The following is a 14,249-nucleotide window of genomic DNA, read 5'->3' on the forward strand; positions in this document are numbered from 1 at the left end:
GGCATCTCGTTAGGAAAACTACCATCATGTCAGACAATGCCCAGCCCCAGCTGCTTCATCTCGTGATCGGCGGCGAGTTGACCGATCTCGAGCACAACACCTTCAAGAACCTGGACGAAGTCGAGATCGTCGGCGTCTACCCGAACTATGCGACCGCCTATGCAGCCTGGAAGGCGAAGGCGCAGCAGACCGTGGACAACGCCCAGATGCGCTATTTCGTCGTTCATCTCCACCGGTTGCTCGATCCTGAGCAGGACACAAAGCACTCCCATTGAAACGACTTTTTCGCGATCTGCTGCGCAGCGGCTTCGTGCAGCGCGCGCTGGGTGTGCTTGCGGCCGAGTATCTGCGGCTGGTGTGGTACACCAACCGCTTCAGCTACCAGCCGCATGACGTGTACGGGATCGTCGAGCCCCTGATGCCGGCGATCTTCGTGTTCTGGCACGGCCAGCACTTCATGACGCCGTTCATCAAGACCAAGGAGAGCTACCGCGCCAAGGTGCTGATCTCCCGCCACCGCGACGGTGAATTCAACGCCCTCGCGGTGGAGCGGCTCGGCATCGGCACCATCAGAGGTTCCGGCGATCATTCCGGCGCGTTCCATCGCAAGGGCGGCGTCGGCGCCTTCCTGGAGATGGTTCGGGCGCTGGAAGACGGCTGCAACATGGCGACCACCGCCGACGTGCCGAAGCGGGCGCGGGTGGCGGGCCTCGGGGCCATCATGCTGGCGCGGGAGACCGGCCGGCCGATCGTCCCCTTTGCGATGGTCACCAGCCGATTCATCCGGTTGAAAAACTGGGATTCGACCACCATCAATTTGCCATTCGGGCGCGGCGCAGTGGTAGGTATTGAGCCGGTCTATGTGCCGCCCGACGCCGACGCCGCGACGATGGAAAAGCTTCGGCAGCACGTGGAGGAACTTCTCAACGAAGCGACCCGACGTGCCTATGCAGCGGTCGGGCGGCCGGAGGCAGCGCTTGGCTAGCTCGCTACCGATGACGTTGCGTGTGTATCGCAAGCTGTCGTCCGCGATGGTGCCGCTCGCGCCTGCCCTGATCAAGCGGCGGCTCAAGCTCGGCAAGGAAGATCCCGAACGCGTCGGCGAACGGCGCGGCGTGAGCGCCGATACCAGGCCGCAGGGCCCGCTGGTGTGGATTCACGGCGCCAGCGTCGGCGAGGTGCTGGCGGCGGCCGGGCTGATCGAGCGGCTACGCGCGCTCAATCTGCGCATCCTGCTCACCTCGGGCACGGTGACCTCGGCCGCGATCGTCGCCAAGCGCTTCCCGCCCGACGTGATCCATCAATACGTGCCGTATGACTCGCCGCGTTATGTGACGCGTTTCCTTGATCACTGGCATCCGTCGCTGGCGCTGTTCATCGAATCCGATTTGTGGCCGAACCTGATCCTGTCGAGCGCCGCGCGGCGGCTGCCGATGGTGCTGATCAACGGACGGATGTCGCAGCGCTCGTTCCCGCGCTGGCGCCGGCTCTCCAACACCATCGGCGCGCTGCTCGGCCGGTTCGACATCTGCCTCGCGCAGTCGAACACCGACGCCGAACGCTTTGCCGCGCTCGGCAGCCACAACGTCGTCGTCACCGGCAACCTCAAGCTCGACGTCGCGGCGCCGCCGGCCGATCCGGCCAAGCTGGAGCGGCTGATGTCGGTGACGCGCGGCCGCACCATCGTGGTTGCCGCGTCGACCCATCCCGGCGAGGAGGAGATCCTGATCGAGGCGCACAAGTCGCTCGCCGGATTCTTCCCCGGCCTGCTGACAGTGATCGTGCCGCGGCATGCCGCGCGCGGCGAGGCGGTGGCGCGGCTGGTGACGGAGGCCGGCCTGCGCCCCGGCCTGCGCTCGCATGAGGACCTGCCGGTCGCGACGACGGATATCTATGTCGCCGATACGATGGGCGAGCTCGGCCTGTTCTATCGCCTCGCGCCGATCGTGTTCATGGGCGGCTCGCTGGTCGCGCATGGTGGCCAGAATCCGATCGAGGCGATCAAGCTTGGCGCGGCGATCGTGCACGGCCCGCACGTGTTCAACTTCACCGATGTCTATGAGGCGCTCGATCGCGCCGGCGGCGCGCGCCGCGCCGATGATCGGGAAGCGCTAGTCAAGCAGCTCGGCCAGTTCCTTGCCGATTCCGCGGCCCGCGACACGTCGCTGGCGGCCTCCGAGCGCGTCGTCGAACAGCTCGGTGGTGCGCTGGAGCGCACGGTGACCGCTCTCGAGCCCTATCTGTTGCAGTTGCGGCTCGAGATGGGAGCCGCCAATGCGTGAGCCGGCCTTCTGGCACCGGCCGTCGTCTTGGACATCGCAACTGCTCCAACCGCTTGCCGCGCTTTACGGCGCGGTCGCCGCACGGCGGATGCGGCAATCCGGCGTCGATGCCGGCATTCCCGTGATCTGCGTCGGCAATTACCATGTCGGCGGCGCCGGCAAGACGCCGACGGTGCTGGCGCTGGCAAAATTGCTGCGCGAAATCGACGAGCGGCCGGTGGTGCTGAGCCGCGGCTATGGCGGCAGGCTCGGCGGCCCGGTCAAGGTCGATCGGGGCAGCCACACGGCGGCCGATGTCGGCGACGAGCCGCTGATGATGGCGGCGAGCTTGCCAGTCGTGGTGTCGCGCGACCGCGCCGCAGGCCTGGCGCTGGCGCGTGCGCAGGACGCCAGCGTGATCCTGATGGACGACGGCTTCCAGAATCCGAGCGTGCTCAAGAACACCTGCCTGATCGTGATCGACGGCACGCGCGGCATTGGCAATGGCCGCGTGATTCCGGCCGGACCGTTGCGCGCGCCGCTGGTGCCGCAGCTGGAACGGACCGACGCGCTGATCGTGGTCGGCGAGGGGAGCGCGGCGCAAAGCATCGCGGCCGATCTGGCGTCCCGCGGCAAGCCGGTGCTGTCGGCGCATCTGAAGCCGGACCAGGCTTCGCTGGCGGCGCTGAGCGGAACGCGTGCGCTCGCCTTTGCCGGCATCGGCGATCCCGCGCGCTTCTTCAACACGTTGCGCGCAAGCGGCGTCGACGTCGTGCGCAGCAAGGCTTTCGCCGATCATCATGCCTTCACGAAGGAGGAGATCGAAGCGCTCGTTGCCGACGCGCGTGGCGACGCCCTGACGCCGGTGACGACGGAAAAGGATCTCGCGCGGTTGCGTGGTCCGGACGGGATGCCGGCCTGGGCACAGGCGATCGTGCCGTTCGCGGTAACGCTGCAATTCGATGATGGCGACGCGCTGCGGCGCCTGGTGGCCGATCAGCTGTTCAGGGCGCGGGACAGGAGGCTCTCCAAATGAACCCGGCCTTGAGCCTAGGCCTGCGGCTTGAGGACGCCGGGATGGTGGCGCTGCAGCACGGCGGTCGGGGTGGCGTAGGCTTCCTGCAGATCGACGCTCCAATACTTCAGCTCGTCGAGCGGAATCCGGACGTCGGTGATGGCACAGCGCACAAAGGTGCCGGGCGAGATCACGCGGAAATCGCCGTCGAGATATTGCACCTGCGCTTCGCCATGGCCCGAGGGACCGAACTTGTTCAGCACGATTGAGCTCTCCGCCTTGCCTCCAACGAGGCCATCTGGATGTCGATGAAACCGTCTATCACAGATAGGGTGTCATGTCCGCCCGTTAAACCACCGACTTGTGATGATTTGGCGGCGGAGGCGCATGGTAGCCTTGCGGCCGTGGTCCGCTGTGTTTGCGACGCCATAACGAGCCGGCCGGATTGGATGCGCCTCAAGCCAGTTTTCGTGCTCCTCGCCATGCTTGCCGCACCGGCCGCGGCCGCGGCGCCACTCCCGGCCCCGCATCAGGTCGAGATCCCCGAAGGCAACGTCACGCTGCACGCGCAGCTCTACCGGCCCGATGGCGACGGTCCGTTCCCGACCGTGATCGCGCTGCATGGCTGCGGCGGTCTCGCCGGCCGTTCCGAGCCGGTCCTGCCGCGCTATCGCGACTGGGCCGAGCAATTGCTGACGACCGGCCATGCGGTGCTGCTGCCGGACAGCTACGGCTCGCGCGAGCTCGGTCCGCAGTGCCGCATCAGGGAGCATCAGGTCCAGACCCGCCGCGCGCGGGTCGCCGACATCAACGCGGCGCGGCAGTGGCTGGTGCAGCAGAAATGGGTGGCGAAGCGCCGCATCAGCCTGATCGGCTGGGGCAACGGCGCCGCCGCCCTGCTGTGGGCGGTGCGGCCGCAGTTGTGGTCGCGCAGCGTCGAGCCGGATTTTCGCTCGGCGGTCGCGTTCTATCCGGATTGCCGCGCCTCGTTCGGCCTCGGCTGGAGCGCGCGGGTGCCGACGCTGGTCCTGATCGGCGCGCGCGACGACGTGACATCGTCATCGGCCTGCCACCAGATGGTCGACGGCGCCCGCGGCCGCAGCGCGCTGGCGCGGATCGTGGTGTATCCCGAGGCCTACCACGACTTCGACCGACCCAACCTGCCGCTGCACGCGGTCGCGACCTCCGATGCCGAGATCGCCGAGCGCGGTCACATCGGCACCGATACCGGCGCGCGCAAGGATGCGCAGAAGCAAGTCGCGGAGTGGCTGTCGCGCTAGAGCATGATCCGGAAAAGTGCGCAGCGGTTTTCCGGAGAGATCATGCTCCAGAGAAAATCAGAACAAGCTGCCCTGATCGACCGGCTTGGTGACGCGCTTCGGCGCCGCCGGTTTCGCCTCACGGGGCTGAGGCTTCGGCTGGCTGTCGGGCGCTACCGTTGCCGGGGGCTGATCGGCATTCGCGGTGGCGGCGACGCGGCCATCGGCGAACTCGATCGACAGGCCGGCGTTCGGGCCGACCGCTGCCGCGGAGTGCAGGGCGTGGCCGTGCGCATCGCGCACCAGCGCAAAGCCGCGCGCCAGCACGCCGCGATAGGACAGCGCCGACAGCAGTTGTCCGCTATGGGCGACACGTGCCTCGAGCCGTTGCATCGTCGTCACCAGCGCGCGCCGGGCGCGCTCGGCGAGGCGGTGGGTGCGCTCGATATCGCGGGCGATGGCGTTGCGCTGGGCCTTGGCATTGGCAAGCTTCGAGGCCTTGAGCCGGATCTCGAGCCCGCTGAAGCGCTCGCGGCGGCGATGCAGCAGCGCGCGCGCCGACAGCGTGATGCGCTCGCCGGATGCGGTGAGCCGCTGCCGCGCATGCGCGATCTGGCCGCGCAGCACGCCGATGGTGAGGCGCGAACTGCTGGCGGCAAAGCGGCGGAAATGCGCGTGCGTGTTGGCCTTCAGCCCGCGCGGCAAGCCTGCTGCGAGATGATCGAGCCGCTGCCGCGGGATCGCCAGCAGTTCGTGCGCCGCCGGCAGCGCCCGCGCCGCGGCGCGCAGCTCGGTGCGGCGGGCCTCCTGGGCACGCTGCCAGCACACCATGGTGCGGCGGGCGAGCGCCTGGACCTCGACGAACAGCTCGCTGCGCACCGGCACCGCCATTTCGGCGGCGGCGGTCGGCGTCGGCGCGCGCTTGTCGGCGACGAAGTCGATCAGCGTGATGTCGGTCTCGTGGCCGACCGCCGAGATCAGCGGGATATGGCTCTCGGCCGCGGCGCGGACCACGATCTCCTCGTTGAACGACCAGAGGTCCTCCAGCGAGCCGCCGCCGCGCGCGACGATGAGCAGATCAGGCCGTGGAATCCGGCCGCCCTCCGGCAGCGCGTTGAAGCCGCGGATCGCGGCCGCGACCTGTTCGGCCGAGCCGTCGCCCTGCACCTTGACCGGCCAGACCAGGACGCGGCGGGGGAAGCGGTCCTCCAGCCGTTGCAGGATGTCGCGGATCACGGCGCCGGTGGGCGAGGTGACGACGCCGATCACCTCGGGCAGCCAGGGCAAAAGCTGCTTGCGGGCCTCGTCGAACAGGCCTTCGGCGGCGAGCTTCTTCTTGCGCTCCTCCATCAGCGCCATCAGCGCGCCGACGCCGGCCGGCTCCAGCGAATCGATGACGATCTGGTACTTCGAGGAGTTCGGGTAGGTGGTCAGCTTGCCGGTGGCGATGACCTCGAGCCCTTCCTGCGGCTTGAAGCGCATCCGGGCATGGGCGAACTTCCAGATCACGGCCTCGATCTTGGCGCTCTCGTCCTTCAGCGCGAAATAGCAGTGGCCGGAGGAATGCGGGCCGCGAAAACCGGAAATCTCGCCGCGGACACGGACATGGCCGAAGCGGTCCTCCACCGTCCGCTTCAGGGCGGAGGAGAGTTCCGAGACGGTGAATTCAGGCGCGTTGACGAGATTCGGAGCAGCGGTCATCTGATCTATAGAATCGGGGTTTTCGACCCCGTGTGCAAGGTCCGGGCGCCGCGTTTCAGGCGTCGAATCACATATCCACATCTGATCGAACCGCGTGTTGCTGCGGTTCGGGAGCGTGCTAAACCGGACGAAATGGCGTTACAACCCCTCTGATCGGCGACACAGATGAACATCCTCCTGCTCGGTTCCGGTGGCCGCGAACATGCGCTGGCGTGGAAGATCGCCGCATCCCCGCTGGTGACGAAACTCTGGTGCGCGCCGGGCAATGCCGGGATCGCGCGCGAAGCCGAATGCGTCGCGCTCGATGTCGCCGACCATGCTGCGGTGATCGAATTCTGCCGGGGCCATGCGGTCGATCTGGTGGTGGTCGGACCGGAGACGCCGCTCGCCGCCGGGATCGTCGACGACCTCGCCGCTGAAGGCATCAAGGCGTTCGGGCCGAGCCGGCAGGCCGCCCAGCTCGAGGGCTCCAAGGGTTTCACCAAGGACCTCTGCAGCGAGTTCGACATTCCGACCGGCGCCTATCGCCGCTTCGACAACGCGAAGGACGCGGTGGCCTATGTCCGCGCCCAGGGCGCGCCGATCGTGGTCAAGGCCGACGGGCTTGCCGCCGGCAAGGGCGTCGTGGTGGCACAGACGCTGCCCGAGGCCGAGGCCGCGATCGCGATGATGTTCGAGGGCGCGTTCGGCTCGGCCGGCGCCGAGGTCGTGATCGAGGAATTCCTCTCGGGCCGCGAGATCAGCTTCTTCGCGCTGTGCGACGGCGAGACCGCGATCCCGCTGGCCTCGGCGCAGGACCACAAGCGGGTGTTCGATCACGACAAGGGGCCGAACACCGGCGGCATGGGCGCCTATTCGCCGACGCCGTTCGTGACGGGCGAGGTGCACGACCAGATCATGGCGCGGATCATCCTGCCGACGGTTGCCGGGATGAAGAGCCGCGGCACGCCGTTCAAGGGCGTGCTCTATGCCGGCGTGATGCTGACCGCGCAGGGCCCAAAACTGTTCGAATACAATGTCCGCTTCGGCGATCCCGAGTGCCAGGTGCTGATGCTGCGGATGATGTCGGACATCGTGCCGGCGCTGCTCGCTTCCATCGACGGGCAACTGAAGAACTTCGATCTGCGCTGGTATCCGGACCCGGCGCTGACGGTGGTGATGGCGGCGAAGGGCTATCCCGGCGACTACATCAAGGGCGCGCGGATCGATGGCCTCGATGACGCCGCCAAGGTCGAGGGCGTCGAGATCTTCCACGCCGGCACGGTGGCCAAGGATGGCGCAATCCTCGCCAATGGCGGGCGGGTGCTGAACGTCTGCGCGATGGGCAAGACGGTCACCGAGGCGCGCGACCGCGCCTATCAGGCTGTCGAACGGATCAAATGGCCGGACGGATTCTGCCGCCGCGACATCGCCTGGCAGGCGGTGGAGGCGGAGAAGGGTTGATCGATCCGGCCGCAGCGGCGACAATGGCGCGCCCGGGGGCCTTCGAATGACCGATTTCAGACTGCCCGAGACGCACTACGCGCAAAGCGCCGACGCGAGCATCGCCTATCAGGTGATGGGCGACGGTCCTGTCGACATCATCCTTGTCCCCGGCTTGTTCTCGCATATCGAGTTCATGCATGAGATGCCCGGCTACACCGCCGTGCTGCGCCGCCTGTCGCGCTTCGCCCGGGTCGTGACCTTCGACAAACGCGGACAGGGATTGTCGGATCGGATGACCGGCGCGCCCTCGCTCGAGCAGCGCATGGACGACGTCCGGGCCATCATGGACGCCATCGGCTCCACGAAGGCAGTGTTGTTCGGCTTCTCCGAGGGCTGTCCGATGAGTGTGCTGTTTGCAGCGACCTACCCGGACCGCGTTTCGCATCTCGTTCTGCTTGGCAGTTTTGCCCGCTCGAAGGATCGCCTGCCGGACGATTTGTGGCAGCTGCGCTGCGACGAGATCGTGCAGAACTGGGGTTCTGGCGACACGGTCAAGACTGTCGCGCCGAGCCAGGCAGCGAATGCAGAAGTGATCGCGCAGATCGCGAAATTCGAGCGGCTGTCGAGCAGTCCGGGAGCGTTGCGGACGCTGCTGGTTCTCAATCGCGCGATCGACGTCACGACGATCCTGCCGATGCTCCAGACTCCGACGCTGGTCCTGCATCGGACCGGCGATGCCCGCGTTCCCGTGGCGCTCGGCCGTGCCGTCGCGGGCTCGATCCCCGGCGCGAAATACGTGGAATATCCGGGCTGCGATCACTACTATTGGGTCGGCGAGACCGAGGCGATGCTCGGCGATGTCGAGGAATTCGTCACCGGCCATCGCGATGGTGGTGATGCCGAGCTCGACCGTGTGCTTGCGACCGTGCTGTTCACTGACATCGTGGATTCCACTCGCAGTGCCGCGGCGATGGGTGACCATCGTTGGCGACGTCTGCTCGACGATCACGATCAACTCGCGCAGCAGATGGTCGGCCGCCATCGCGGCCATCTGGTGAAGAGCACTGGCGACGGCATTCTGGCGACCTTCGACGGTCCCGGCCGCGCCGTGCGCTGTGCGCTGGCGTTCGGCTCGGCCGCGCGGCAGATCGGCCTGCCGGTGCGAGCAGGCCTGCACACCGGCGAGATCGAGGTGAGGGGGGCGGATATCGGCGGCATAGCGGTACACGCCGCGGCGCGCGTGATGTCGCAATGCGGCTCGAACGAGGTGCTGGTGTCACGCGTGGTGACCGATCTGGTCGCGGGCGCCGGGTTGAAATTCGCCGAGCGCGGCGCGTTCGAGCTGAAGGGACTGCCCGGGACTTGGGAGCTGTTTGCGGCGAGCGGCTAGGTTCGGCCGCTGATCTCCGCTCGTCATGCGCGGGCTTGACCCGCGCATCCATCACCTTCGAGAGAATCTCTTTGCGCGATGGATTGCCGGGTCAAGCCCGGCAATGACCGAGTTGTGGGCGCTGCGCGCTGCCGCCGGTTACAGCAGATCCCCGCCCGCCGCTGACGCCGTGGTGCCGTGCTCGCGGAACGCCTTGATGACGTTCTTGCCGATCTTCCACTTGTGCACCTCGTCGGGGCCGTCGACCAGCCGCTGCGAGCGCACCTGGGTGTACCATTTCGCCAGCGGCGTATCCTGGCTGAAGCCGAGCGCGCCGTGGAGCTGGATCGCGGTGTCGATCACCTTGTGCACCATATGGGCGTGGAAGATCTTGGCGATCGAGTTTTCCTGGCGGATGTCGAGGCCCTTCTCGGCCTTGTAGGCGATGTGCAGCAGCATCAGCCGGCCGATATAGAGCTCGCTCGCGCAGTCGGCGAGCATGAACTGCACCGCCTGGCGGTCGGCCAGCAGCTGGCCGAAGGTCGAACGCTTGGTGACATGGGCTGCCGCCATGTCGAGCGCGCGCTGCGCCTTGGCAACGTTGTGCATGCCGTGGCGCAGCCGGCCATAGGCGAGGCGATGCTGCCCCATGTTGAAGCCGTTGCCTTCGCCGCCGAGCAGATTGTCGGCGGGCACCTTCAGATCCTTGATCTCGATCTCGGAGTGGCCGCCATGGATCACGTCGTCATGCGGTCCCTCGATCGCCATGTTGGCGACGTTGCGCTTGATGCGGTAGCCGGGGTTGGGCAGCTCGACGATGAAGGTCGAATACTGCTTGTGGCGCGGCGCGTTCGGATCGGTCTTCGCCATGACCAGCGCGAGATCGGCGACGCTCGCCGACGAGGAGAACCATTTCTCGCCGTTGAGGATGTAGTTCTCGTTGCCGTCCTTCACCGCCGTGGTCTGCATGCCGGTGGCGTCGGCGCCGGCGGCCTTTTCCGTCATCGAGAAGCAGATGCGTTTGTCGCCGTTCAGCAGGGGCTTGAGGAATTTTTCCTTCTGGTACTCGGTGCCGTGCACCAGGATCGTCATCATCGAGGCGTCGTCCGGTCCCTGCGTGTTCATCGAGAGCGCGCCGAGCATGCTTTCGCCGAGCTCCATCTGCACCAGCGCGTTGGCGAGCGGGCCGAGCCCCATACCGCCATACTCCTTGGGCACGAACGGGCACCACAGACCCTGCGCGCGGGCCTTCTTCCGCAGCGGTCCCAGCACCTCGGCGAGCGGCTTGGTGTCGAGTTCCTTTTCCGCCGGAATGCACTCGTCGTGCACGAATTTGCGAACCTTCTCGCGGATCGCCTTGGCCTCGGCGGGGATTTCGAAGTCGATCGACATGGCACTTCCTCGTTTCATGTTGTTGTTGGCAGGACTTGAGGATGGCATAAACCTCGCCAAAGCCAGCGGCAACGCCGAACAAAGTTTGAAGCAGCGCGGCCGCGACAGGGAAGGAGCTACCGATGCCCGATCTCGCTGATCTTTTTCCCGGCTATGCGTCCGAATGGATCAACACCTCGCAGGGCCGCATCTTCGCCCGCGTCGGCGGCAAGGGCCCGCCCTTGCTGCTGCTGCACGGCTTCTCCTCGACGCACGTGATGTGGCACACGGTCGCGCCGAGGCTCGACGATGCATTCACGCTGATCATCGCCGACCTGCCGGGCTATGGCTGGTCCGATATGCCCGACAGCGACAAGGACCATACCCCCTACACCAAGCGGGCCTGGGCGAAGACCATGGTCGAAATGATGGAGCAGCTTGGGCATGTGCATTTCGCGCTCGCCGGTCACGACCGCGGCGGCCGGGTGTCGTACCGCCTCGCGCTCGATCATCCCGGCCGGCTCTCGAAGCTTGCGGTGCTCGATATCGCGCCGACCTATGATTACTGGCAGAAGCTCAATCGCCTGTCGGCGCTGAAGATCTACCACTGGGCGTTCCTGGCGCAGCCCTATCCGCTGCCGGAGACGCTGATCTCCAACAATGGCGAATTCTTCCTCAAGGAGAAGATGGCGAGCCAGACCAGGAGCAAGACGCTGGAGGCGATCGATCCGCGCGCGCTCGCGCACTACCTTGCGCCATTCCGCGATCCCGCGCGCATCCATGCGATGTGCGAGGACTATCGCGCCGGCGCCTATGCCGACTACGAGATCGACAAGGCCGATGTCGACGCCGGCAGGAAGATCACGGTCCCGATGCTCGCATTGTGGGGCGATGCCGGCGTTGCCAGCGCGGCAACGACACCGCTCGACACCTGGAAGACCTGGGCCACCAATGTCAGCGGCGCGCCGGTGGCGTCGGGGCACTTCCTGCCCGAGGAAGCTCCGGACGCGACCGCGAAGCTGCTGCGGGAGTTTTTCCTGGCGGGGTGATGCGGCGCGCGACCCGTCATCCGAAGAGACCGTGAATGTATGACTCTCGATGACGCAATACACTCGATGTCGTCCCGGCTTTCGCCGGGACGACGAGGGGAGAGATTACGCTGCATCCCCGTCGCCCTGAGGAGCGCGGAACGCGCGACCCGTTGGCTTCATCCGGGCTACGCGATCGTCACCGTCGCTCCCTGAAGAACTCGCGCAGCAGGCGCGCGGACTCGCTCTCGCCGACCGCGCCATAGACTTCCGGCACGTGGTGGCAGGTCGGCTGCGCGAAGAACCTCACGCCTGACTCGACCGCGCCGCCCTTGGGGTCGGCGGCGCCGTAATAGAGCCGGCGGACGCGGGCAAAGGAGATTGCGCCGGCGCACATGGTGCAGGGCTCCAGCGTCACGTAGAGGTCGCAATCGACCAGCCGCTCGGTGCCGATGGCCTCGGCGGCTTGCCGGATCGCGAGGATTTCCGCATGGGCCGTCGGATCGCGGTCGGTCAGGGTGCGGTTGCCGGCGGTGGCGATCACCTCGTAGCCCCGCACGATCACGCATCCGATCGGAACCTCGCCGGCTTTTCCGGCATTTTCCGCGGTTTTTAGCGCCAAATCCATGAAAGAAGGGGCAGACATGCCTCGTATCATCGGAAGAAACCTGCTAGTAGCGTCGCCTTCAGCAGAAGTGGATGCCGGTTTTGCGCCAGTCGCGCCCAGATGGCGCGCGTATCGCCGGTTGCCCTGCGCCCCAATTGAACCTCCAGGCGAGAACATTCATGCCCCGCGACAGCGACAAAAACAACGATTCCCCGCGCGGCCGGCGGGACCGGGGGGCGCCCGGGAAGGGGCGGCCCAGTGGCTCCCGCGGATCGGACAAGCCGTTCGGCAAGCGCAGCTTCGGCGGCAAGCCCGATCGCGGCAAGGGTGATCGCGACAAGCGCTCGTTCGGCGACAAGGGCGAGGGCCGCTCGTTCCGCCGCCGCGAGGACGGCGATGCGCCGCGCCGCGATTACGGCGACCGGCCGCACTTCAAGCGCGACGACCGCGGCGGCGAGGGGGGCGGAAAGCGCCCGTTCAAACCGCGCGGCGAGCGCCGGGACTTTGATGCGGGCGATCGTCCGCAGCGCGGTGGCGCGCGTTCGGAAGGCCGGTCATCCGACCGCAAGTTCGGCGAGAAGCGGTCCTATGGCGATCGCGAAAAGCGTCCCTACACGCCGCGTGGCGAGCGTGACGGGGAGAAGCGGACCTTTGCGCCGCGCGGCGAGCGCGCCGAGCGCAAATTCGACGACCGCAAGTTTTCGCGCGGCGATCGCGACAAGTCCTCGTTCCGCGACAAGGGCGAAGGCCGCCCGTTCCGCCGCCGCGAGGACGGCGATGCGCCGCGCCGCGATTTCGGCGATCGGCCGCGCTTCAAGCGCGACCGCGACTTCGAGGGCCGCGACCGCAGCGACGAGAAGCCCTGGCAAAAACGGGATCGCACGCCCCGCGAGGACTACAAGTCGCGCGACGATCGCAGTGGCGGCGACCGTCCGCGATTTTCCAGGTCCCGCGACGATCGTGAGCAGGGTGATCGTCCGAAGTTCGGTCGGCCGCGCTGGAGTCGCGACGAAGACGCCGGCGATCGCCGCGACAATCGCCGGCGCGAGCGGCCCGAAGGCCGCACCGACTGGCAGGAGCACCCGCGCAGCGAGGGTCGCTTCTCCGACCGGCCGCGCCGCGACAACGAGGACGACAGCAGAATCTTTGCGAAGCGCCCGGCCTTCGGCGGTCGCGGTGCCTATCGCGAACGCGCCTCCGACGACCGCCGCGAACGTCCCGAGCCGAAGCCGAAGAAATCCGGCGAGCGCATTGCGAAGGTATTGGCGCGCGCCGGTCTTGCCTCGCGCCGCGATGCGGAGGAGATCGTCACCCAGGGCCGGGTCACGGTCAACGGACGCGTGATCAACTCGCCGGCGCTCGATATCACCGACAGCGATGTGGTGGCGGTCGACGGCAAGCCGTTGCCGCCGCGCGAGCGGACCCGGCTGTTCATGTATCACAAGCCGCGCGGGCTGATGACGACGCATGCCGATCCCGAGGGGCGGCCGACCGTGTTCGACAATCTGCCCGAGGGCTTGCCGCGGCTGATCTCGATCGGCCGGCTGGATTTCAACACCGAAGGCCTGTTGCTGCTGACCAACGACGGCGGCCTGGCGCGGACACTGGAGCATCCGGACACCGGATGGCTGCGCCGTTACCGCGTGCGCGCGCATGGCGAGGTGACGCAGGGCCAGCTCGACCAGCTCAAGGGTGGCGTCGAGGTCGACGGCGTCAAATACGGGCCGATCGATGCGACGCTGGAACGCGACCAGAGCTCCAACGTGTGGGTGGTGTTCGCGATCCGCGAGGGCAAGAACCGCGAGGTGCGCAACGTGATGGCGCATCTCGGGCTCGAGGTGAACCGGCTGATCCGGATTTCCTACGGCCCGTTCCAGCTCGGCGAGCTCGAGGAGGGCAAGGTCGAGGAGGTCAAGACGCGGGTGCTGCGCGAGCAGCTCGGCGAGAAGATCGCCAAGATCGCGGGTGCCGACTTCACGCGGCCGGAGCAGCGTGACGCAGCCGACGGCGACGATGCGCCCGCCAGGAAGCCGAAGCCCAGCAAGCGCGAAACCATCAACGATCGCAAGGGCCGCCGCGTGCTGGTGCAGCGCACCGGCAGCGAGGAAGCGCGTGCCCGCAATGAGGATGAGGCCAGCGGCTACGGCCCGCCGCGCCGTCCCAAGCGCGGCTATCACGGCAAGCGCGACCTCAAGCCGCGCGACGAGTAACGG

The 14,249-nt window shown here is 67.1% G+C and carries 13 protein-coding genes; 9 read left to right on the plus strand and 4 right to left on the minus strand.

The genetic code is table 11. The annotated features are described in order from the left end of the window. Positions 1–26: 26 nt before the first annotated feature. Genes XI02_RS08810 through lpxK form a run of 4 tightly spaced genes read left to right on the plus strand, consistent with a single transcriptional unit; the run spans position 27 to position 3,297 of the window. Positions 27–275 (plus strand): DUF4170 domain-containing protein, encoded by a 249-nt coding sequence (locus XI02_RS08810; RefSeq protein ID WP_016848023.1) that lies wholly within the window; start codon positions 27–29, stop codon positions 273–275. Further along, positions 272–985, plus strand: a complete 714-nt coding sequence (locus tag XI02_RS08815; protein ID WP_016848022.1) for a lysophospholipid acyltransferase family protein — start codon at positions 272–274, stop codon at positions 983–985. Before XI02_RS08810 ends, XI02_RS08815 begins: the two co-directional genes overlap by 4 nt. Continuing rightward, a complete protein-coding gene (locus XI02_RS08820) occupies positions 948–2,282 on the plus strand; it encodes a 3-deoxy-D-manno-octulosonic acid transferase (protein WP_172648545.1) in 1,335 nt (444 codons plus the stop codon). The genes XI02_RS08815 and XI02_RS08820 overlap by 38 nt, the downstream gene beginning before the upstream one ends. Further along, the gene (lpxK, locus tag XI02_RS08825) at positions 2,275–3,297 is read left to right on the plus strand and encodes a tetraacyldisaccharide 4'-kinase (RefSeq protein WP_172648544.1); all 1,023 of its coding nucleotides are present in this window, start codon (positions 2,275–2,277) and stop codon (positions 3,295–3,297) included. Before XI02_RS08820 ends, lpxK begins: the two co-directional genes overlap by 8 nt. Before the next feature lie 14 nt (positions 3,298–3,311). Here lpxK and XI02_RS08830 read toward each other — a convergent pair whose 3' ends face one another. Then, positions 3,312–3,539: a DUF2093 domain-containing protein gene (locus XI02_RS08830; protein WP_016848019.1), complete on the minus strand. Its 228-nt coding sequence runs from the start codon at positions 3,537–3,539 to the stop codon at positions 3,312–3,314. A 186-nt stretch (positions 3,540–3,725) separates the two neighbouring features. Between XI02_RS08830 and XI02_RS08835 the strand changes: the two genes are divergently transcribed. Then, on the plus strand, positions 3,726–4,556 hold the full coding sequence (locus XI02_RS08835) for a dienelactone hydrolase family protein (protein WP_172648543.1): 831 nt from the start codon (positions 3,726–3,728) through the stop codon (positions 4,554–4,556). Positions 4,557–4,613: 57 nt separating this feature from the next. Here XI02_RS08835 and xseA read toward each other — a convergent pair whose 3' ends face one another. Continuing rightward, positions 4,614–6,236, minus strand: coding sequence for an exodeoxyribonuclease VII large subunit (xseA, locus tag XI02_RS08840; RefSeq protein ID WP_172648542.1), 1,623 nt, complete (start codon positions 6,234–6,236; stop codon positions 4,614–4,616). A gap of 165 nt (positions 6,237–6,401) precedes the next feature. Between xseA and purD the strand changes: the two genes are divergently transcribed. After that, complete coding sequence (gene purD / locus XI02_RS08845; RefSeq protein WP_172648541.1) at positions 6,402–7,679, plus strand: phosphoribosylamine--glycine ligase; 1,278 nt, start codon at positions 6,402–6,404, stop codon at positions 7,677–7,679. 46 nt (positions 7,680–7,725) lie between these two features. Continuing rightward, positions 7,726–9,051: an adenylate/guanylate cyclase domain-containing protein gene (locus XI02_RS08850; protein WP_172648540.1), complete on the plus strand. Its 1,326-nt coding sequence runs from the start codon at positions 7,726–7,728 to the stop codon at positions 9,049–9,051. A gap of 138 nt (positions 9,052–9,189) precedes the next feature. Here XI02_RS08850 and XI02_RS08855 read toward each other — a convergent pair whose 3' ends face one another. Beyond that, a complete protein-coding gene (locus XI02_RS08855; protein WP_172648539.1) occupies positions 9,190–10,422 on the minus strand; it encodes an acyl-CoA dehydrogenase family protein in 1,233 nt (410 codons plus the stop codon). Positions 10,423–10,544: 122 nt separating this feature from the next. Between XI02_RS08855 and XI02_RS08860 the strand changes: the two genes are divergently transcribed. After that, positions 10,545–11,450 (plus strand): alpha/beta fold hydrolase, encoded by a 906-nt coding sequence (locus XI02_RS08860; protein WP_172648538.1) that lies wholly within the window; start codon positions 10,545–10,547, stop codon positions 11,448–11,450. Between the two features lie 178 nt (positions 11,451–11,628). Here the strand turns inward: XI02_RS08860 and XI02_RS08865 are convergent, their stop codons facing one another. Beyond that, positions 11,629–12,087 (minus strand): nucleoside deaminase, encoded by a 459-nt coding sequence (locus XI02_RS08865; RefSeq protein WP_038376809.1) that lies wholly within the window; start codon positions 12,085–12,087, stop codon positions 11,629–11,631. Positions 12,088–12,215: 128 nt separating this feature from the next. Here XI02_RS08865 and XI02_RS08870 point away from each other — a divergent pair, with 128 nt between their 5' ends. Further along, on the plus strand, positions 12,216–14,246 hold the full coding sequence (locus tag XI02_RS08870) for a pseudouridine synthase (RefSeq protein WP_172648537.1): 2,031 nt from the start codon (positions 12,216–12,218) through the stop codon (positions 14,244–14,246). Positions 14,247–14,249: the final 3 nt, after the last annotated feature.

The organism is Bradyrhizobium sp. CCBAU 21365 (assembly GCF_015291305.1).
Taxonomy (GTDB): Bacteria; Pseudomonadota; Alphaproteobacteria; order Rhizobiales; family Xanthobacteraceae; genus Bradyrhizobium; species Bradyrhizobium elkanii.